This is a genomic window from Dellaglioa sp. CoH-57-MRSF-22 (genome assembly GCF_056781895.1).
In genome coordinates this window covers 195,948-216,205 of the sequence record NZ_JBXAXT010000001.1, presented here as the reverse complement: position 1 = coordinate 216,205, position 20,258 = coordinate 195,948, and the positions used below count along the sequence as shown (strand labels likewise).

The following is a 20,258-nucleotide window of genomic DNA, read 5'->3' as shown; positions in this document are numbered from 1 at the left end:
ATGTCATTTTCAGCAACATCAAGAAAACAAGATATCGAACGATTAAAGAATGAAGAATTGGATTTATTAACAATTGGTGGTGGTATCACCGGTGCCGGCGTTGCTATTCAAGCAAGTGCTATGGGTTTAAATAACGGATTAATTGAAATGCAAGATTTCGCTGAAGGAACATCATCGCGTTCAACAAAATTAGTTCATGGTGGTATTCGTTACTTGAAGACATTCGACGTCGGAGTTGTTTCTGATACTGTTCAAGAACGTGCAGTGGTTCAACATATTGCACCACATATTCCACGTCCACAATCAATGTTATTGCCTATTTATGATGAACCCGGCGCAACTTTTGATATGTTCTCAGTAAAAGTTGCAATGAATTTATATGATCAATTGGCAGGTGTTGTTGATCCTCAATGGGTTAACTACACAATTTCTAAAGCAGAAGTTTTACAACGCGAACCACAATTAAAATCTGATAAATTAATGGGTGGCGGTGTCTACCTTGATTTTAAGAATAATGATTCACGTTTAGTTATTGAAAATATCAAAAAAGCACATGAAGATGGCGGCTTGATGGTTAGTCGTATCAAGGCTTTAGACTTATTGCATGCTGACGGTAAAATTACTGGTGTTCATGTATTAGATTTAATTAGTGGCGAAGAATTTGATATTCATGCTAAATATGTTATTAATACAACGGGTCCATGGTCTGATTTTATCCGTAAAATGGATACTGATGAAGATTTTGTACCACAAATGCGCCCAACAAAAGGTGTTCATTTAGTTGTTGATTCTAAAAAATTAAATGTACCACAACCAACATACTTTGATTCTGGAAAACAAGATGGTCGTATGATCTTCGTTGTGCCAAGAGAAGATAAAACATATTTTGGAACAACAGATACTGATTTCCATGGTGATTTTGAACATCCTCGTGTTGAACAAGAAGATGCTGATTACTTACTTGATATTATTAACGAACGTTTCCCAACAGCTAATGTCAAAATTAGTGATATTGAATCAAGTTGGGCTGGATTACGTCCATTGATTTCATCAAACGGAAGTTCAGATTACAATGGTGGAAACTCAGGTAAAATTAGTGAGAAGAGTTTCAATGATGTTATTAACGTTATTGAACGTTTTGAAAAAGATGAAGTAACTAAAACAGATGTTGAAGATGTCTTGAATGATTTGGAAAGTACACTTTCTGAAGATAAGACAAGTGCATCACAAGTTTCACGTGGAAGTTCATTGACTATTTCAAAAGATGGCTTATTAACATTAGCTGGTGGTAAAATTACAGATTACCGTAAGATGGCTGCCGGTGCCATGGCTGCAATTACAAAATTATTGAAAGATAATTATAGTCAAGAATTCAATGCGATTGATTCTAAAAACTTACCTGTTTCAGGTGGTGATATTGATCCTAACAACGTTGAAGCAACAATTAGTTTCTTCGCAAAACAAGGAATGGACAATGGGTTGACTGAAGAAGAAGCTACAGTATTTGCTAACTTATTTGGTTCAAATGCAGCACGTGTATTTAGTCAAATGACTCACGTTAAAGCAGCAGAAGGACTTTCTTTAGGTGAAACAGCTAGTCTTCACTATTCAATGGAAGAAGAAATGACGTTAACACCAACTGATTACTTAATGCGTCGTACTAACCATATTCTTTTCCATCGCGATACATTAGATGCTGTTAAAGTTGGCGTAATTAACGAAATGGCAAGTTACTATAGCTGGACTAAAGAAGAAAAAGCAAAACAAACTGCAGATTTAGATGCAACAATTGCAGAATCAGATATGAATTACTTAAAATAACCATCAAAAATAGGGGTGAGTGTGATGACAACAAGTCTTATGACGCAACTTTTGGGTGAATTTTTAGGCACAATGATTTTAGTATTATTAGGTAATGGGGTTGTTGCTGGTGTTTCGTTACGTAAGTCAAAAGCTGAAGGTGCTGGTTGGATTGCAATCACATTAGGTTGGGGAATTGCCGTAACCTTGGGTGTCTATGCGTCAGCCTTTATGGGACCAGGACATTTGAATCCAGCTGTAACTTTGGCAATGGCAATTGTTGGTAAGATTGCTTGGTCTTCTGTATTACCATATATGGTTGTCCAGGTTGCTGGTGGTATCGTTGGTGCTTTTCTGGTATGGGTTCAATACATGCCACATTGGAAAGAGACGAAAGATTCTGATGCAATATTTGGATCATTCGCAACTGCTCCTGCAATAAAAAGTAATCTATATAACTTTTTAAGTGAATTAATTGGGACATTTGTCTTAATCTTTAGTTTGCTAGCATTCACAAAAGGTAACTTTACAGATGGTTTAACACCAGTCGTTGTTGGTATCTTAATTGTTGGTATTGGTCTTTCACTTGGTGGGACAACTGGTTATGCAATTAATCCGGCCCGTGATTTAGGTCCTCGTATTGCACATGCTATTTTACCAATTGCGAACAAAGGTGGATCAGATTGGTCATATAGTTGGGTACCAATTTTCGGACCATTTGCTGGCGCAGTGATTGCCGCAGGGTTATTCTTAGCTGTAGCATAGGTTAAATGTCTGAAATAATTTATTATTAAGTTAAACCTCTATTATTGAATTTTAATTCAATAATAGAGGTTTTTTATAGTAAATTTTAAAGGGTATTTTTATTGTATATTGATAAATTATGCGATATAATAATTTTTCAATCGTATTTATACGAATAGATTAAGCATAATAAAGGATGTGTAACAGTGACTGTATCTTACTTAAGACTGGCAACGCCAGAAGACTTACCAGCAATTACAGGAATTATTGAGGAAGCAAAAGCTTACCTTAAAGAACAGGGAATTGACCAATGGCAAGGTGCTTACCCGGCGGCGAACCATTTAGAACAAGATATTAAAGATCAATTGACTTATGTCTTAATGGTTGGAGATGAAATCGCAGGAACTGCTGCACTTTGGCTAGGAATAGATCCTATGTATCTTAACATTGAAGATGGCGAATGGATTAATGGCCCACAAGCACGTTATTCGGCTATTCATCGAGTTGCTGTTTCTTCAAAATTTAGAGGTCAACGTTTATCAGAAAAAATGATTTCAGGCTTATTAACAATTGCGAGATCATTGGGTTACAAAGATGTTCGCGTTGATACACATCCTGAAAATAAAGGGATGCAACATGTCATTACCTCAAATGGATTTGATTATAAAGGTATCATTCATATGGAAGATGGCGTTAACTCAGCACGATATGCTTACCAAATTATTTTAAAATAAAACGTTTAAGACAGCGAATGATATCGCTGTCTTTTTTTGTGAAAAAAGTAACAATTTGAATTTTGATAAGGTATACTAGTATCAATATGAAGGAGGGATTTTTTTGATTTCAACAGCAACGACTTTAGCGGGTTCAAATTTTGATAATTGTATGATGAATGCATCGGGTGTTTATTGTATGGATAGCGACGAATTACTTGCCGTCGAAAGTTCTAAGGCGGCAACTTTTGTAACGAAGAGTGGCACGCTTCAACCACGTAAGGGTAATCCAGAACCTCGTTATTTTGAAACAGAATTCGGTAGTATTAATTCAATGGGCTTACCAAATAATGGCGTTGATTACTATTTAGATTTTGTCTCTCAAAATCAGATAAACCATCCTGGTAAAACATACTTTTTATCAATTACGGGTTTTAATCTAGCGGAAGATCTCGAGTTACTTCAAAAAGTAACAGATTCAGATTTTGCAGGAATTGTTGAATTAAATTTATCTTGTCCTAATGTACCAGGAAAGCCCCAAACGGGTTATGACTTTGAAACAGTTGATGCGATATTAAAAGCTGTTTTTAATAGTTATCACAAACCGTTAGGAGTTAAATTACCACCGTACTTTGATATTATTCATTTTGATCAAATGGCTGCTATTTTAAATAAATATCCATTGTCTTATGTCAATAGTATCAATAGTATTGGGAATGGACTATATATTAATGATGATACAGAAACGGTCGTTATTAAACCCAAGCAAGGTTTTGGTGGTATTGGCGGCGAATATGTTAAGCCGACTGCTTTAGCTAATGTACATGCGTTCTATCAACGATTAAATAAGAATATTCAAGTAATCGGAACTGGTGGCATTCAAACTGGTAAAGATGTTTTTGAACATATTCTATGTGGAGCAAGTATGGTGCAAGTTGGAACAGCGTTGATGGTTGAAGGACCCGCTGTTTTTGAACGACTAACAACTGAGCTAGAAGAAATTATGGCAGAAAAAGGGTACCAAAGTATTGAAGATTTTAGAGGAAAATTGAATTATTTATAGGGATGAGATAGGGAAAATTATACCAACTTTATACGAAGGTATATGGGCAAACAGCTGAAATTAGTCATGGACTAATGGACTATAGACGTAACGATATTTAGCTTTAAATGGAATGAGATAATTTACCTAATTAAATGGTGAATTATCTCATTTTTAATTAATAGAATAGTGTTAGTAGTAGTTAATATTTATAGATAAAAAAATATTAGTAGTTATGTGTGCAAACGCTTGCACAATGCTTTATTCAGTGCTATTATTTAGACAAGATAAGTTGGGTGCAACATAAAAGGGGAGTTTAATATGACAGATTACATTACAAGCGATTTAGAAAAAGATATTACCGTTATTAATGCTTTTGATTTAGAAAAAGATGCAGAAAAGATTATTCCAAAGGGTGGATTTGGTTATATCTCTAGTGGAGCTGGAGATTTGTATACTTTAGAAGAAAATATAAAGGCATTTAATCATAAACTAATTAGACCTAGAGTGTTACAAGAAATTGATCATCCCGATACAAAAACAACTATTTTCGGAGATGAAATCACATCGCCTATTATTATGGCACCAGTTGCTGCACATGCATTAGCTCATGTTAAAGGTGAAATTGATAGCGCTAAGGGTGTTTCAGATTATGGTTCAATCTACACAGCAAGTTCATTTGCAACGAAATCATTTAAAGAAATATCAAGTCAAGCTAATGGTCAACCACAATGGTTCCAATTCTATATGAGTAAAGACGATGGTATTAATCGTAATATTATGGATGAAGCAAAAGCTAATGGGGTTAAAGCAATTGTTTTAACTGCTGATGCAACTGTTGGTGGTAATCGTGAAACAGATAAACGTAATGGATTCACTTTCCCACTAGCAATGCCAATTGTTCAAGCTTATCAAAGTGGTGTTGGTCAAACAATGGATGCTGTTTATGGTTCAGCAAAGCAACGCTTAAGTCCAAAAGATGTTGAATTCTTAGCAGAATATTCAGGTTTACCTGTCTTTGTTAAAGGAATCCAAGGTGGAGAAGATGCAAGTGTTGCAATTAATTCAGGTGCTGGTGGCGTCTGGGTTTCAAATCATGGTGGTCGTCAAATTGATGGCGGAATCGCTGCATTTGATGCACTTCAAGAAGTAGCAGAAACTGTTGATAAGCGTGTGCCTGTTGTCTTTGATAGTGGTGTAAGACGTGGAGCTCATGTTTATAAAGCCTTAGCAAGTGGTGCAGACTTAGTTGCAATCGGTCGCCCAGTTGTTTATGGCTTGGCACTTGGTGGTCATAAAGGTGTTCAAAATGTCTTTAATTACTTCCAACATGAATTAGAATTAACAATGCAATTAACTGGAACGCATAATATTGATGAAGTTAAACGTACTAAATTAATCGATAATCCTTACGGAAATTAAAAAAATATAAAAGTTAGTTAGCACTTAAAAACTGTTAGATTGGTTGTTAAAACCTTTTTAACAGTTTTTTTATTTTTGAAAATAGTCAAAACACGAACTTTAAATGTTAATAAATCTACAAAAGTGCGTATTTTGTATTGATTTTTTATTTAATTCGCGTAATATACTGTACATAATATAAAAAATCACAACATAGGGAGATTATATTGCATGAATAATACAGAGGGAAAATCAGGTATTTTTGATCGGTTATTTCATATTAATGAGTCAGGTTCAACGGTTAAACGTGAATCAATGGCTGGATTAACAACTTTCGTATCTATGGCTTATATATTATTCGTTAATCCTCAAGTTTTGGGCGCTGCGGGTATGGACAAAGGAGCTGTGTTTACAGCAACAGCAATATCTGCCGCGTTCGGTTGTTTCTTGATGGCATTCTTAGCTAATTATCCTATCGCAATTGCTCCAGGATTAGGTGACAATGCATTCTTTACTTATTCAGTTGTTATTGGAATGGGTATTCCATGGCAAACGGCAATGGCCGGTGTTGTGGTTGCCTCAATTATCTTTATGCTTATTACGTTCTTTAAAATTCGTGAAATTGTGATAGATGCAATTCCACATGACTTAAAATTAGCAATGGCCGCAGGTATTGGGTTGTTTATCGCTTTTGTTGGATTACAAGAAGGTGGACTTATCATTGGAAACCAATCAACATTGGTCGCGATTGGTTCACTAACGGTGCCAACTACATGGCTGACAATTTTTGGACTCGTTGTGATTGTTATCTTAATGGCTAAAAAAATTCCTGGCTCAATCTTTATTGGAATGGTTGCGACAACTATTTTAGGGTTAGTTATGGGACTTATCAAATTACCAACACATATTATTTCTTCTGTTCCAAGTTTGGCACCAACATTTGGAGTAGGGGTTGAAAATTTACATAAAATTAACTCACTTCAACTTTGGTCTGTTGTTTTAATATTCTTGATGGTAGCCTTTTTCGATACGGCGGGAACTTTAATCGGGTTAGCTACTCAAGCAGGATTTATGAAAAATAATAAAATGCCACGAGTTGGTCGCGCGTTATTATCTGATTCTGCTTCAATGTTAGCCGGATCTGTTCTGGGAACAACACCAACTGCTGCTTATGTTGAATCATCAGCTGGAATTGCAGTTGGGGGAAGAACTGGACTGACATCATTAGTTGTCGGGTTTATGTTCGTTCTAAGTTTATTCTTTTCACCACTTCTGACAGTTGTGACATCACAAGTGACGGCGCCCGTTTTAATCGTTGTTGGTATTTTAATGGCACAATCATTAAAGGGTATTGATTGGGGTCGATTTGAAGTAGCAGTACCAGCATTTTTAATGGTTGTCGGAATGCCTTTAACTTACAACATCTCGTATGGTATTGCCTTTGGTTTCGTATTATACCCAATTACAATGATGGCAGCAGGTCGTAGAAAAGAAATCGGGCCTGTAATGTATATCTTGTTCTTTGTATTCCTATTCTTACTTTACGTATTAAATATTCTTCAATAACATATAAAATTGATGGGTGGATAACTAAATGACACAGACGTTAGCACAGTTAAAAGACTATATTTCTGCAGGTGCAGCAAAAATTCCTGCAGATTTAGTAATCGAAAATGGCAAGTTAGTTAATGTTATGACAAGTGAGATTTATCAAGCAAATGTAGCTATCTATAAAGAGAAAATTGTTGCGATAGGTAATATTGAAGCTTATATCGGCAATGATACGGAACATATAGATGCAACTGGAAAGTATATAACGCCAGGATTAATTGACGGACATATTCACGTTGAATGTAGCAAAATGAGTATGACAAGTTTTGCTAATGCTGTTGTACCTTTTGGAACAACGAGTATTATTTCTGGTTTAGATGAAACAATATCAGTTGCCGGACTAGAAGGTGTTCAAGAAGTTTTTAAAGAGGTAGAAAAATTACCGCTTAATTTATTTTGGGGTGCACCATATAAGACACCATATACAATTCCAAAATCAACAATTGCTTTTAACATCGATTCAGATGTTCAAGAAACAATTCAAAAATGGACAGAATGTTACGGTATCTGGGAAACGGTTAGAGAAGCTGTTGAAACACAAGATGAAGATACGTTAAAAACGTTGGTTCACGCACAAAATAATCACCAACCCATTTTCGGTTGTGCACCAATGGCAACCGGATTGAAATTGAATGAGTATTTAGCAAGTGGTGTTCGCTTAGATCATGAAAGTTATAGTCATGAGGAGCTTGTTGAAAAAGCACGGAATGGGATGAATATTTTAATCAGGGAATCATCCGTTACACATTTCTTGGCAGAAAATATTCGAGCAGTTACTGAAGTTAATCCAGCAATTGCACGACATGTTAGTTTCTGTACAGATGATGTAACTGCATCTGATATTTTACAAAAAGGACATCTTGATAACCTTGTTAAATTAGCTATTCAAGCAGGTGTAGAACCAATTACAGCAATTCAAATGGCAACAATAAATAGTGCTGAAGCTTATCGAATTGATGATCAAGTTGGGTCTGTATCGCCAGGAAGACTTGCTGACATATTGATTGTTGATCAGCCAAGTTCATTTAATGTAGAAATGGTTATTAGTCGGGGCAAAGTTGTTGCCAAAAATAAAAAAATAAGTGAAATGTTGATTGCACCAATCAGAAGTAATTTATTTAAAGGCCAGTTGAAGCATGAGTTAACCTCTGAAAAAGATTTTGAATATAAAGTTAATGAAAAAGTAGGAATGGCAACTGTCCAAACAATTAATAGTCAGGGTGCTTTTGTTCGAAAAAGAAAAGATGTTGAATTAACGATAGAAAATAATATCGTACAACCTAGTCCAGAAAAAGATGTCGCTTTAGTTTCTGTATTAGAACGATTTGGTAAAAATGGAAATCAGGCACTTGGATTTACATCTGGATGGGGCTTGAAAAAAGGGGCAATGGCATCATCTTCTGCACCTGATGATAATAATATTGTCGTTATGGGTGTCAATGCAAATGATATGTCGATTGCTACAAATGAATTAATTAAAGCAGGCGGTGGTCAAATTGTTGTTATTGATGGAAAAATTATTTCATTTTTAGCATTACCTGTGGGTGGTATCATGAGCGACTTATTACCAAGTGAAATTGAAACTGGCGAAATTGCGCTAAGAAAAGGGTCAAATTTAATGGGTAGTGATTTACCTGATCCAATATTTTATATGTCATTTTTACCAATTACGGCAATTCCAGATTTGGCAATTACTGATTTAGGCATGGTAGATTGTGTCGCTTTAGAAATAGTTGATCCAATTATTAAGATATCATCTCTTAAAGGATAAGGAGTTATGATGGAAAAAGAAAATTTAAAGAAGTTAATTGATGTTGCTGCTGGCCGAATTCCTGCTGATTTAGTCTTAACTAATGGCAAAATTATTGATGTTTATAATGCACAGGTAATGACTGGGGATGTCGCAATTGTTGATGGCCTTATTGCTGGAATCGGTGGCCAATATGATGGGGATAAGACGGTTGATGTTCATGGTCAATATATTTCACCAGGATTTATTGATCCACATATTCATATAGAATCTGCCTACGTTGGACCAGAAGAGTTTGGCCGTTTAATAACGCCGCATGGGACAACAACGGTCATGGCAGATCCACATGAAATTGTGAATGTAGCGGGCCTAGTTGGACTCGACTATATGATTAATGCAGCTAAAGAAACAGCCCTTAATATCCAATACATGCTGCCTTCATGCGTTCCAGCAACAAAAATGGAAAATTCTGGAGCGGTTATTTCGGCCAAAGACATGATTAAACCACTCACGAATAATGAGACAAGTGGCTTAGCTGAATTTATGGATTTCCCTGGTGTGATTAATGCTGAGAGTGATATTTTAGATAAATTACTGGTCGCAAAAAATTTAAATAAACGAATTGATGGGCATAGTCCTCAAGTTTATGACAAAGATTTAAATGCCTATATTGCCGCAGGAATTCAAAATGATCATGAATGCTCAACCCTTGAAGAAATGCAAAATCGATTAAGCCGTGGTATGTACGTCTTCCTACGTGAAGGATCTGTCACGCATAATTTAAGAACACTATTAAAAGGTGTCACAACCACTAATTCTAGAAGGGCCATTCTATGTGGAGATGATGTCCAAGCGAAAACAATTATTGAAAAGGGTCATTTAGATAATAGTTTGAAAATTTGTATCGAAGAAGGTATAGATCCTTTAGTTGCCATTCAAATGGCGACACTTAATACCGCTGAGTGTTGTGAGCTTAAAGATAGAGGTGCTATTGCACCTGGACTTAGAGCAGACTTAACAATTATTAGTGATTTAACGGATATGCTAATTTCAAGTGTCTATATTGCTGGTGAAAAAGTTGCTGAAGAGGGAAAATATTTACTAGAAACTAAAAGCTATACAATTGATAGTGTCCAATCGTCAGTCCATTTAGCTAACTTTAGTCAAGAAAAATTAGTTCTGCCTCTAACAAGTAATAGAGTTCATGCAATTGAAGTAATTCCTAACGAAGCAATTACAATAGATAGAGAAATTAATGTTAGTCGTGATGAACTAGGTAATTTTATCTACGATTCAAGTATTCCAGTTTCTAAAATTTCAGTTATTGAACGGCACCATGAAACGGGAAATATTTTCACGGGTGTCTTGAAAGATTACGGTATTAAACATGGGGCAATTGCTATTTCTATTGCACATGATTCACATAATTTAATTACAACAGGAACTAATGATCAAGATATGGCGTTGGCAATTGAGACTTTGAAAGATATTCAAGGTGGGATGGTCCTGACAAAAGATAACAAAGTTTTAATATCAATTCCATTGCCAATTGGCGGATTGATGAGTGACCAATCTGGAGAATGGATATCAGAACAGCTTGAACTATTTAATAAAGTTGCTTATAGAGAGCTCGGCATTAATGATACGGTGGATCCTGTGATGACATTAAGCTTTATGTCGTTAGCGGTGATACCGGAATTGAAAATAACTGATATGGGTTTAATTAATATCAATGAATTTAAATTTGAAGATGTTAGTGTGTAAGTCTGTTAAATCAATGATGAACGGTTGCCTTTATATTAAAATTATTGATAATTAGTTTTATTTAAAAAATGAAAGTTTTATCTGATGATTAAATGTGCTAAAATGTACCTGTATTAAAAAATGCAATACAGACGTATTGTAATTTATCTAGGAGGACTTCAAATGTCATTAGTAAATGGTACAAGTATGTTTAACGCTGCTCGTGAAGGTCATTACGCTGTTGGTGCTTTTAACACAAACAACTTAGAATGGACTCGCGGTATTCTTGCTGCAGCCCAAGAAAAAGGTGTTCCAGTTTTAATCCAAACATCAATGGGTGCTGCAAAATATATGGGTGGATATGAATTAGCTTTACACCTTGTTCAAGACACTATTAAATCAATGGGTATCACTGTTCCCGTTGTTATGCATTTAGATCATGGTGATTTTGAAGCTGCTAAAGAATGTATCGAAGTTGGTTACAACTCAGTTATGTTTGATGGTCATGATTTACCATTTGCAGAAAACTTAGAAAAAACAAAAGAAATCGTTGCTTTAGCACATGCTAAAGGTATCTCAGTTGAAGCAGAAGTTGGTTCAATTGGTGGAGAAGAAGATGGAATTGTCGGAGCTGGTGAATTAGCTGACGTTAACGAAGCTAAAGAACTTGCTGCAACAGGAATCGACTACTTAGCTTGTGGAATTGGTAATATTCATGGCCAATACCCAGCTAACTGGACTGGTTTAAACTTCGATCGCTTAGCTGAATTAGCTGCTGTAATCGAACAACCACTTGTATTACATGGTGGTTCAGGTATTCCTAAAGACCAAATCCAAAAAGCTATTAAAATGGGTGTTTCAAAAATCAACGTTAATACTGAATGTCAATTAGTATTCGCTGCTGCTACTCGTAAATATATTGAAGAAGGTAAAGACCAACAAGGTAAAGGTTATGACCCTCGTAAATTATTTGCACCAGGTACAAAAGCAATCACTGATCTTGTTGAAGATCGTATTGAATGGTTCGGTACAAGCGCAGCTAAATAATTTATTATTTAGTTCTTTCAAAAAGAGTTTTCAAAATCGTTATGATTTTGGAAACTCTTTTTTTGTGTCTTGAGAATTGAATGGTCATGGAATTATTAATAAAAGCTAGTTTAATTGGTTATTTGTAAACGTTTGCAATATAATGGAGAAGTACCTAAAACAGACAGAAAAGGGGATACTATGAAAAAAATAATTAATGATCCAAAAAATATTGTAAGTGAAATGGTTAATGGGTTAGTTAAGGCTTATCCACAATACCTACGTAAAATTGATAGTACGGAAGCTATGGTTAGAAGTGATGTGGCATCGATGGAAGATAAAGTTGGACTCATTAGTGGTGGTGGAAGTGGACATGAACCTGCCCATGCTGGTTTTGTAGGTCCCGGTATGTTGTCAGGTGCAGTTGCTGGACAAGTTTTTACTTCACCCACGCCAGACCAAATTTATGAAGCAATCAAAGCTGCTAATCACGGTAAAGGTGTTTTCTGTATTGTGAAAAATTACTCCGGCGATGTCATGAATTTTGATATGGCCAAAGAATTTGCTGAAATAGATGAAATTAAAGTGAAATCAATTGTTGTAGATGATGATATTGCAGTTGAAGATAGTCTATATACACAAGGAAAACGTGGTGTTGCGGGAACAGTGTTCATGCATAAAATATTGGGTGCTGCTGCAGATCAAGGAGCTACATTAGATGAAATAGATGAACTTGCTAAAAAAGTGATGCCAAATATTAAAACAATTGCGATTGCATTGAGTGGTGCGACCGTCCCAGAAGTTGGTAAACCAGGATTTGAACTTGCAGATGATGAAGTTGAATATGGCGTAGGAATTCATGGTGAACCCGGATATCGTCGTGAAAAATTAAAACCTTCTAAGGAATTGGTTGAAGAGTTACTAAGTAAACTAAAAGTTGCATTTGATATGAAATCTGATGATAAATATGCCGTTTTAGTTAACGGATTAGGAGCAACACCGTTAATGGAACAATATATTTTTATGAACGATACGCTTGATCAATTAAATAATAAAAAAGTCGATGTCGCATTTACAAAGGTCGGTAATTATATGACATCATTAGATATGGCTGGAATTTCTTTGACATTATTTAAAATTGAAGATGATAAATGGCTTTCTTATTTAAATTATACGGTAGATACAATCGCTTGGTAAGAGGAGATAATAAAATGCTAACAATTGAAAATACAACAGAATGGTTCCAGATTTTTTCAGAGAAAATAAGTGAAAATAAAGCTTATTTGAGTGAGCTAGATACACCAATTGGTGATGGAGACCACGGAAATAATATGGCTCGTGGTGCCGAAACAATTCAAGATTTATTAAAAAATCAAAAATTTGAATCCTTATCAGACTTATTTAAAAGTGTCGCAATGGCCTTTATTAAATCTGTTGGTGGTGCTTCTGGGCCACTTTATGGAACGGCTTTTATTGAAATGTCTAAATTAAGTAAAGAAACAAATGATCCAGCTAAATTAATAGCTGCGGGACTAGATGGTATTAAAAGACGCGGTGATTCAGATGTTGGAGCTAAAACCATGATTGATGTTTGGAATCCAGTTTTAGGGGATATTAAAATGAAGCAAATAACAGTTGAAAAAATACAAGCAGATGTTGAAGCAACCAAAGAGCTTGTTGCAACAAAGGGACGTGCATCATATCTCGGAGAACGTTCTGTCGGTCATGTTGATCCAGGAGCTATGTCGAGTGGCTATTTATTTGAGGCATTACTGGAAACGGGGGTGCTAGTATGACATATGGGGTTGTAATTGTATCGCATGTTCCTGAAATTGCAGAAGGTATCAAGCGACTATTAGATCAAGTTGCAGCAAGTGTCTCAATCACAACAGCTGGTGGGACTGATGATAACGGAGTTGGTACATCATTTGATAAAATCCAAGCAGCTTTTGACGAAAATAGTGCCGATGAGTTGTTAGCTTTTTATGATTTAGGAAGTGCTAAGATGAATTTAAATATGGTCATGGAATTCACAGATAAAAAAGTTCATCTGTACGATACAGCTTTAATCGAAAGTGCTTATACTGCTGCATCTCTTTTAGAGGCTGATGTTAAATTAGCTGATATTGAGGTTCAACTTGAAGCGTTAAAAATTAAATAGCGTAAAAAAATAACGTTAATCTTAATGATTAACGTTATTTTAGTTAGTCTATAAAGCTAAAGTAATTGCGATAAAGGCCAGTAATGCAGGTAATCCTTGTACTAAAATTATTTTTTTTGCAGATGTTAAACTACCAAAAACAGCAGCAATAAAAACAAATCCTGTAAAAAGCAACAACATTGATTTAAGCGCAGCACCAGTTAGAATGAAAAGTACAATCATTAGACCGATACTAATAAAACCATTGTATAGCCCTTGATTAGCCATTAATACTTTTGATTCTTTCTGATTTAAAAATTCTGGTCTTAATTCAAAGGCTTTTTGAGCGATTGAACTAGTTGAGAAAAATAGTTCAAGAATCATAATAAATAAGTGTTCAAGTGCAACAATCCAAGATAATATAAGTGCAATTAACATAGAAATCTCCCCTTAATCGTTATGGATATAGTATAACGTAATGTAATTGGTAGCACAATCAATCGATTTAATCGCTTACAATGAGAATGCTTTAATATTCAAAAAAAAGACTTATGACAGTGAGTTATTTTGTGTAACATTATATTTTATTAAAGTTATTAAGGAGAATGATATATGCCAACAAATGCAAAAGAAGGAATTATTTTTACAACATTAATGTGCTCGATGATGGTTTTCGTTATGAGTGCATACAATTTATTATTAGTCGGAAAACTAGGTCTTGTGACGTTATTACTTGGATTCATTCCTGGTTTTATTGTTGCTTTTATCTTAGATGTTTTAGTTGTCGGTAAAATTGCGATGGCAATTGCTGATAAGTTACCTCTTAATCATGATAAAATGTGGCAAATGATTCTCGCAATCTCAGGAATGATGATTTGTGGAATGGTCGCTTTTATGTCACTTTATGGGTTACTTATTGAAGGTGGTATGCCTGCTCATTTCTGGTCTGCTTATCTTTCTACTGTTGGACACAATATTATTGTTGCGGTACCGTTACAACTAATTATTGTTGGACCAATTTCAAGAAAAATTTTAAGCATGATTCATGCAAAAGATGAAGCTAAAAGAGTCACACAATAATCGTTTATATTTATAGAAGATTCACCAGTAAAATGGTGAATCTTCTTTTAGTAAAGGCTTGTATTGGAATGACATCGCCTAAAGGGGTTATAATGTAGTTGTTCATTTGAAATAACTTTGACTATAACTTCAAAATACAAAGGAGATTATATTTATGAAAGATTTTCAATTTAAAAATACAACTGATATTCGATTTGGTTCAGATCGTATCGAAACAGAATTACATGATGCGGTTGCACAATTTGGTCCCAATGTATTATTAACATATGGTGGTGGATCAATTAAACGTTCAGGTTTATATGACAAAGTAAAGAAAATTTTGAGTGATTTAAATGTTGTTGAATTAGCAGGAATCGAACCAAACCCTAAAGTGGGTTCAGTTCGTGAAGGTCAAAAGTTAGCTAAAGAAAATAAAATTGATGTTATTTTAGCTGTCGGTGGTGGTTCTGTTGTTGATGCTTCAAAAATGATTGCTTCAGCAGCATTTTATGAAGGAGATCCTTGGGATTTATCATTAGACCCCTCAAAACGTTTCAAAATTGATCAATTACCTTTTGTCGATATTTTAACGTTAGCAGCTACTGGTACTGAAATGAATGCTGGATCAGTTATCTCAAATCCAGAAACAAATGAAAAAATAGGTAGTTTTGGTCCCAAAACACCAGCTGTTTCATTCTTGGATCCAGCATTAACAATGAGTGTTTCAAAATGGCAGACTGCTGCTGGTTCAATTGATATTTTCTCTCATTTGACAGAGCAATACTTTGATAAAGAAAAAAATAATGATGTTTCTGACGGTATGATTGAAGGTATCATGCGAACAGTTATTAAATGGGCACCAATTGCAGTTGCGGAACCTGATAACTATGATGCTCGTGCTAATTTAATGTGGTCATCAACAATGGCATTAAATGGTATTATGCGATTAGGTTATCAAGATGGCTGGACATCCCATTCTATTGAACATGAGTTATCAGCGTACTACGATATTACTCATGGTGTTGGGCTAGGTATTATAACACCTCGTTGGATGAAATTCGTTTTATCTGCGGATACGGTTTCTAAGTTTGCTAAATTTGGTCGCAATGTTTGGCATATTCAAGATGATGATGACCAAGTCGTTGCTGATAAAGCTATTCAATCAGTTTATGACTGGGTTAAATCGTTAGGTGTACCAACAACGTTACCCGGTGTTGACATCAATGAAGAAACAAACTTTAAAGTAATGGCTGAATCAGCTGTTAGAGTTGGAAAATTAGATAGTGCTGTTTATGTTGATATGTCAGTAAATGATGTTATTGATTTATACAAAGCTTCAATGACAACTGAAAGTTTCGAATAAAGTAGTAAAAGCATCTCTGTTTAGAGATGCTTTTTTTGTGCCATAAATCGAAAATTTGTTTTATGATATAAAATTCGGTATGCTAAATAGTAAGGGGTTACAAATTTAGAACAGAAAGAGGGCCTTTATGATAAATAGGATGAAACCACAAGTTATTCAATTTTTATTAATGTTAATTGGGTTAGAAATGATTGCAATAAGTATTAATTTTTTCTACGCACCACAAGAAGTTGCGGTTGGTGGTGCAACTGGTATTGCAATCCTTTTAGAAACAGCTTTTAATTGGAACGTTTCGATTGTATTATTGAGCATTAACATGGCGCTATTGATCTTGGCTTATTTTATGTTAGAGCGTTCAACGACTAAAAAAATTATGATTGGTAGTTTTGTATTACCGTTATTTTTAGCGATTACGCCTCAAATAAATATTGTCGAGGATAGATTATTAGCTGTTATTGTCGGTGGCGCAGTTTTTGCGGTGGGAATATCAATTCTCTATCGAATTGATGCATCCAGTGGTGGAACAACGGTTCCACCACTAATAATCAAAAAATATTTCAATATTAAACCTGCAACCAGTCTATTAATAATTGATGGTATTGTGTGTTTTTTCAATATATTTGTCTCGGGTTCTGAAGCATTTATTTTAGCGATTTTTTCTTTAATAATCACGTATTTAATTATGAATTATATTGAAACGGGATTGGACCGTAAAAAAGTTTTATATGTGATGAGTACAGAAGAGGGATTAAAAAAATTAAAAGAAGATATTAATACAACTATAGATAGAGGTCTAACAATCTTTGATGCTAAAGGTGGTTATTCAGGTGAAAGCAAAGAAATGTTGATGATTATTGTTGAAAATCAAAATTATCAACAAATGTTAAATAAGGTGCATACGATTGATCCAAATGCATTTATCATCGTATATAATATCGCAGAAGTTCATGGCGCAAATTTGTCTGGGATTGAATAGGAGATTTTGACATGTACTTAATGAATTGGTTTAATGGCACGGATTATTTTTGGCTAGGGATGACTGATAAAGGATTGAGTTTTGTTGGGTCGCCTAATGGGTTAAGAAGTGAAATTGAAATATTTTATCCAAGAACTAAATTCGAAGAGAATGACAAGATTTTTAAAAGTATAATTGAAGAACTACAAGCCTATTTTGACCATGAAATTCAAAAATTTACGATCCCCGTTGATTTTAATTTGAGTGGGACGATGCTGCAAAAAGAAATTTGGGGACAACTTCAACTTATTCCATACGGTGAAACGAGAACGTATTCTGAGTTAGCTTTAGAAGTTGATTATCCTAAAGCAATTCGCGCTGTTGCTAGTGCAGTTGGTCGTAATCCTATATTAATTGTAATACCTTGTCATCGTATTTTAAGAAAAGATGGCAGCTTAGGGGGTTATCGCGGTGGGATTAATATGAAAAAGCAACTACTAGAAATAGAACGCAAATAAAAAACCGACATTACAAGGGGAGGCAATGTCGGAAAAGGGTAAGGGTGATTAACTTCGGGGAAAGTTGATCATCTTATTTAATTTATTCGGGGAAATAAATTAAAATTAAAAGTTATTAATTAAGGTATGAAGTTATTCTAACAAGTAAATGTGAAGAAAATATGACGTTAAAAAGAAAAACTATAAATGTAAAAAAAACACCACTACTTTTAAAAGTAGTGGTGAGAAAATACTAATCTATTCGAGACTCTGGGGGGAGTAGGTTAGATCTAGATGAAAAATTAAACTAAAATATAATCGTATTTTTTTATAGTAGAATTAAGTTACACACAAAGTATCTTGTGTGTATATTTATAGTATACGGCTTTATTTATTAAAACATAGGCATGTGACAGTTTTGTTAGTTTACAATTAACATTGTAAGGTGATATGAAATTTGATTTGGAGGAAGGTATTTTGAATTTTATAGAGAAAGTGAAAATGACCAAAACGGTTTTAGTTGAGTGGAATACGCCAAGCACGCTTAATCTGGATAATTTTTTTAAAGGTGCTAGCGCACTAATGAAATTAGATATTGACGCATTATCAATTACGGATAATCCTTTAGGGATGCCCCGCGTTTCAAATATATTATTGGGATATAAACTTAGTGAAAAACAGATTCCAGTAATCCTACATTTAACAACACGGGATTACAACTTAGTCGGATTAGAATCTAAATTAATGGGATTAAGTGCTGTTGGTTTAAATAATTTAATGATTATTAAAGGGAATCCTACAAAAATACAAGGTGCCACAAATGTCTATGATTTAACATCGCAACAATTAATTACAACAATTAAAAAAATGAATCAAGGAATATCGCCATCTAATCGTGAATTAAATAGTAAATCACAATTTAAAGTTGGTGGGGCATTTAATATTAATGCGATAAATTTAGATTTTGAATTTGAAGATATTAATCGAAAAATTCATTCAGGAGTAGATTATATTATCACGCAACCGGTATTTGATATGACAAATGTTCAGCGATTAAAAGATTGGATCACCATTAATGAAGTGGCTATACCTATTTTTATCAGTGTAATGCCGATACTTTCATTTGAGCGTGCTCAATTTATTCAAGATAACGTTCAGGGTATTGAACTACCAAATAAGTTTATGGCAGAATTGAAACAAGCGGCGTTGCAAAATGATGAACGTAAGGTCGGTATTGCAGCTTCGCAAAATTTAATTGAATCGTTATCAAACCTTTTTAATGGTGTTCATATAGTGACGCCAGGTTCAGACTATCAAGCAATCATTGAAATTATGCAAGGCCAATAAAAAAAATCCACTACCTGGGAGAGGTAATGGATTAAAAGGAGTAGGGATAATTAATATTCGGGAAGAAATTAATTATCATTTTAATTTGTTTGGGAGAACAAATTAAAGTTAAAAGTTATTTAATTAAGGTATGTTTATATAATAACAAGTAATTATGAAGAAAGTGTGACGAAATTATGTTAAATAAAAGAGAATAAAGAAGTTAGGTATATTTAGCGTATAAGCATTGATAAAGTTAGGTTTTGAAAGAGTAAATACTTATTTTTAGGCAAAAAAAAACGACATCGTAACATAAGTTACAGTGTCGAAAAGGGTAAAACAGTCAAAATCAATTGGGGGATTGATTTTGGTATTCAGTCCTTGGGGGAGGTACTGAATAAGTTTTATTGATTAGGTTACTCATTTAATATAACAAGTATATACCGAAAATGCAAGGGGTAAATTAAATAAAATTAAAAATAAAATTATTAATACCAATTTATCACTTTTCGCGGTAACATATTAATAGAATTAAATTAAATTGGCCTTTTTAATCGTATTGGGTAAGTGGTCAAGTGAAGCTGGGGATTTTTTTATGTATATGGAAGATTTTTTAGATGGGCAGGAAAGAACTTTTAACCAAATACTAGAACTATTACAAACACATGGTGGTTATTTAAGTAAGAAAAAATTAATGGAATTACTCCAAATATCTGGTAATTCTTTACGAATGTACCTAAAAAATATTGAAATAACGCTTGAGGAAGCTACCGCTTCAGGTCATGTTCATTTTGAAGTGAGCGCTAATAACGTTGAATTTGAAGTAGATGGTACGACAAATTTATCGAATATTAGTACTGATTTTTTAAGAGAATCGTATAAATACAAAATAATAATGTATTTGTATGCGAATGAAACATTGAATTTAATTGATCTTGAGAACGAATTACATATCAGTGGGTCGTCAATAACAAGGTGAATTAAAGAATTAAATGAAACGTTAGCAGGATTTGATCTAAAAATTAAAAATCGACGATTAGTTGGGACTAAAATTCAACTGAATTATTTTTATTACCTTTTTTTCATTA

18 protein-coding genes and 1 pseudogene are annotated in these 20,258 nt (G+C 34.2%); 18 read left to right on the top strand and 1 reads right to left on the bottom strand.

Annotation, left to right across the window (positions count from 1 at the left end):
- From glpO to dhaM, 12 genes are all read left to right on the top strand, one after another.
- On the top strand, positions 1–1,821 hold the full coding sequence (glpO, locus tag AC1RPR_RS00975) for a type 1 glycerol-3-phosphate oxidase (RefSeq protein WP_481761003.1): 1,821 nt from the start codon (positions 1–3) through the stop codon (positions 1,819–1,821).
- Positions 1,822–1,845: 24 nt separating this feature from the next.
- Positions 1,846–2,565, top strand: a complete 720-nt coding sequence (locus AC1RPR_RS00970; RefSeq protein WP_409022824.1) for an MIP/aquaporin family protein — start codon at positions 1,846–1,848, stop codon at positions 2,563–2,565.
- Positions 2,566–2,750: 185 nt separating this feature from the next.
- Complete coding sequence (locus AC1RPR_RS00965; protein WP_409021765.1) at positions 2,751–3,278, top strand: GNAT family N-acetyltransferase; 528 nt, start codon at positions 2,751–2,753, stop codon at positions 3,276–3,278.
- A gap of 103 nt (positions 3,279–3,381) precedes the next feature.
- Positions 3,382–4,320: a dihydroorotate oxidase gene (locus AC1RPR_RS00960; RefSeq protein WP_481761002.1), complete on the top strand. Its 939-nt coding sequence runs from the start codon at positions 3,382–3,384 to the stop codon at positions 4,318–4,320.
- 300 nt (positions 4,321–4,620) lie between these two features.
- Positions 4,621–5,721, top strand: coding sequence for a lactate oxidase (locus AC1RPR_RS00955; protein WP_481761001.1), 1,101 nt, complete (start codon positions 4,621–4,623; stop codon positions 5,719–5,721).
- 210 nt (positions 5,722–5,931) lie between these two features.
- Complete coding sequence (locus AC1RPR_RS00950) at positions 5,932–7,266, top strand: NCS2 family permease (RefSeq protein ID WP_481761000.1); 1,335 nt, start codon at positions 5,932–5,934, stop codon at positions 7,264–7,266.
- 28 nt (positions 7,267–7,294) lie between these two features.
- The gene (locus AC1RPR_RS00945) at positions 7,295–9,082 is read left to right on the top strand and encodes an adenine deaminase C-terminal domain-containing protein (RefSeq protein WP_481760999.1); all 1,788 of its coding nucleotides are present in this window, start codon (positions 7,295–7,297) and stop codon (positions 9,080–9,082) included.
- 9 nt (positions 9,083–9,091) lie between these two features.
- Positions 9,092–10,825, top strand: a complete 1,734-nt coding sequence (gene ade / locus AC1RPR_RS00940; RefSeq protein ID WP_481761144.1) for an adenine deaminase — start codon at positions 9,092–9,094, stop codon at positions 10,823–10,825.
- Positions 10,826–10,987: 162 nt separating this feature from the next.
- Complete coding sequence (gene fba / locus AC1RPR_RS00935) at positions 10,988–11,851, top strand: class II fructose-1,6-bisphosphate aldolase (RefSeq protein WP_481760998.1); 864 nt, start codon at positions 10,988–10,990, stop codon at positions 11,849–11,851.
- A 180-nt stretch (positions 11,852–12,031) separates the two neighbouring features.
- A complete protein-coding gene (gene dhaK, locus AC1RPR_RS00930) occupies positions 12,032–13,027 on the top strand; it encodes a dihydroxyacetone kinase subunit DhaK (RefSeq protein ID WP_481760997.1) in 996 nt (331 codons plus the stop codon).
- A 14-nt stretch (positions 13,028–13,041) separates the two neighbouring features.
- Positions 13,042–13,626: a dihydroxyacetone kinase subunit DhaL gene (gene dhaL / locus AC1RPR_RS00925; RefSeq protein WP_481760996.1), complete on the top strand. Its 585-nt coding sequence runs from the start codon at positions 13,042–13,044 to the stop codon at positions 13,624–13,626.
- Positions 13,623–13,991, top strand: a complete 369-nt coding sequence (gene dhaM / locus AC1RPR_RS00920) for a dihydroxyacetone kinase phosphoryl donor subunit DhaM (protein WP_481760995.1) — start codon at positions 13,623–13,625, stop codon at positions 13,989–13,991. The genes dhaL and dhaM overlap by 4 nt, the downstream gene beginning before the upstream one ends.
- Before the next feature lie 48 nt (positions 13,992–14,039).
- Here dhaM and AC1RPR_RS00915 read toward each other — a convergent pair whose 3' ends face one another.
- Positions 14,040–14,408: a DUF1304 domain-containing protein gene (locus tag AC1RPR_RS00915; protein ID WP_409021750.1), complete on the bottom strand. Its 369-nt coding sequence runs from the start codon at positions 14,406–14,408 to the stop codon at positions 14,040–14,042.
- A gap of 174 nt (positions 14,409–14,582) precedes the next feature.
- Here AC1RPR_RS00915 and AC1RPR_RS00910 point away from each other — a divergent pair, with 174 nt between their 5' ends.
- The 6 genes and pseudogenes from AC1RPR_RS00910 to AC1RPR_RS00885 all read left to right on the top strand — a co-directional run.
- Positions 14,583–15,050, top strand: coding sequence for a DUF2798 domain-containing protein (locus AC1RPR_RS00910; RefSeq protein ID WP_481760994.1), 468 nt, complete (start codon positions 14,583–14,585; stop codon positions 15,048–15,050).
- A 154-nt stretch (positions 15,051–15,204) separates the two neighbouring features.
- Positions 15,205–16,392, top strand: a complete 1,188-nt coding sequence (locus tag AC1RPR_RS00905) for an iron-containing alcohol dehydrogenase (protein ID WP_481760993.1) — start codon at positions 15,205–15,207, stop codon at positions 16,390–16,392.
- Positions 16,393–16,519: 127 nt separating this feature from the next.
- Positions 16,520–17,368, top strand: coding sequence for a YitT family protein (locus tag AC1RPR_RS00900; protein WP_481760992.1), 849 nt, complete (start codon positions 16,520–16,522; stop codon positions 17,366–17,368).
- A gap of 11 nt (positions 17,369–17,379) precedes the next feature.
- Positions 17,380–17,865: a methylated-DNA--[protein]-cysteine S-methyltransferase gene (locus AC1RPR_RS00895; protein ID WP_481760991.1), complete on the top strand. Its 486-nt coding sequence runs from the start codon at positions 17,380–17,382 to the stop codon at positions 17,863–17,865.
- A gap of 456 nt (positions 17,866–18,321) precedes the next feature.
- A complete protein-coding gene (locus tag AC1RPR_RS00890; RefSeq protein WP_481762168.1) occupies positions 18,322–19,191 on the top strand; it encodes a methylenetetrahydrofolate reductase in 870 nt (289 codons plus the stop codon).
- A 574-nt stretch (positions 19,192–19,765) separates the two neighbouring features.
- Positions 19,766–20,242, top strand: a pseudogene (locus AC1RPR_RS00885) (helix-turn-helix domain-containing protein); the annotation flags it as partial.
- Positions 20,243–20,258: the final 16 nt, after the last annotated feature.

What these genes read in the sequence shown, in the direction of transcription:
- glpO (WP_481761003.1), top strand. Translation starts at nt 1, where the DNA reads ATGTCATTTTCAGCAACATCAAGAAAACAAGATATCGAACGATTAAAG.
- AC1RPR_RS00970 (WP_409022824.1), top strand. Translation starts at nt 1,846, where the DNA reads ATGACAACAAGTCTTATGACGCAACTTTTGGGTGAATTTTTAGGCACA.
- AC1RPR_RS00955 (WP_481761001.1), top strand. Translation starts at nt 4,621, where the DNA reads ATGACAGATTACATTACAAGCGATTTAGAAAAAGATATTACCGTTATT.
- AC1RPR_RS00950 (WP_481761000.1), top strand. Translation starts at nt 5,932, where the DNA reads ATGAATAATACAGAGGGAAAATCAGGTATTTTTGATCGGTTATTTCAT.
- AC1RPR_RS00945 (WP_481760999.1), top strand. Translation starts at nt 7,295, where the DNA reads ATGACACAGACGTTAGCACAGTTAAAAGACTATATTTCTGCAGGTGCA.
- ade (WP_481761144.1), top strand. Translation starts at nt 9,092, where the DNA reads ATGGAAAAAGAAAATTTAAAGAAGTTAATTGATGTTGCTGCTGGCCGA.
- fba (WP_481760998.1), top strand. Translation starts at nt 10,988, where the DNA reads ATGTCATTAGTAAATGGTACAAGTATGTTTAACGCTGCTCGTGAAGGT.
- dhaK (WP_481760997.1), top strand. Translation starts at nt 12,032, where the DNA reads ATGAAAAAAATAATTAATGATCCAAAAAATATTGTAAGTGAAATGGTT.
- dhaL (WP_481760996.1), top strand. Translation starts at nt 13,042, where the DNA reads ATGCTAACAATTGAAAATACAACAGAATGGTTCCAGATTTTTTCAGAG.
- dhaM (WP_481760995.1), top strand. Translation starts at nt 13,623, where the DNA reads ATGACATATGGGGTTGTAATTGTATCGCATGTTCCTGAAATTGCAGAA.
- AC1RPR_RS00915 (WP_409021750.1), bottom strand. Translation starts at nt 14,408, where the DNA reads ATGTTAATTGCACTTATATTATCTTGGATTGTTGCACTTGAACACTTA.
- AC1RPR_RS00910 (WP_481760994.1), top strand. Translation starts at nt 14,583, where the DNA reads ATGCCAACAAATGCAAAAGAAGGAATTATTTTTACAACATTAATGTGC.
- AC1RPR_RS00905 (WP_481760993.1), top strand. Translation starts at nt 15,205, where the DNA reads ATGAAAGATTTTCAATTTAAAAATACAACTGATATTCGATTTGGTTCA.
- AC1RPR_RS00900 (WP_481760992.1), top strand. Translation starts at nt 16,520, where the DNA reads ATGATAAATAGGATGAAACCACAAGTTATTCAATTTTTATTAATGTTA.
- AC1RPR_RS00895 (WP_481760991.1), top strand. Translation starts at nt 17,380, where the DNA reads ATGTACTTAATGAATTGGTTTAATGGCACGGATTATTTTTGGCTAGGG.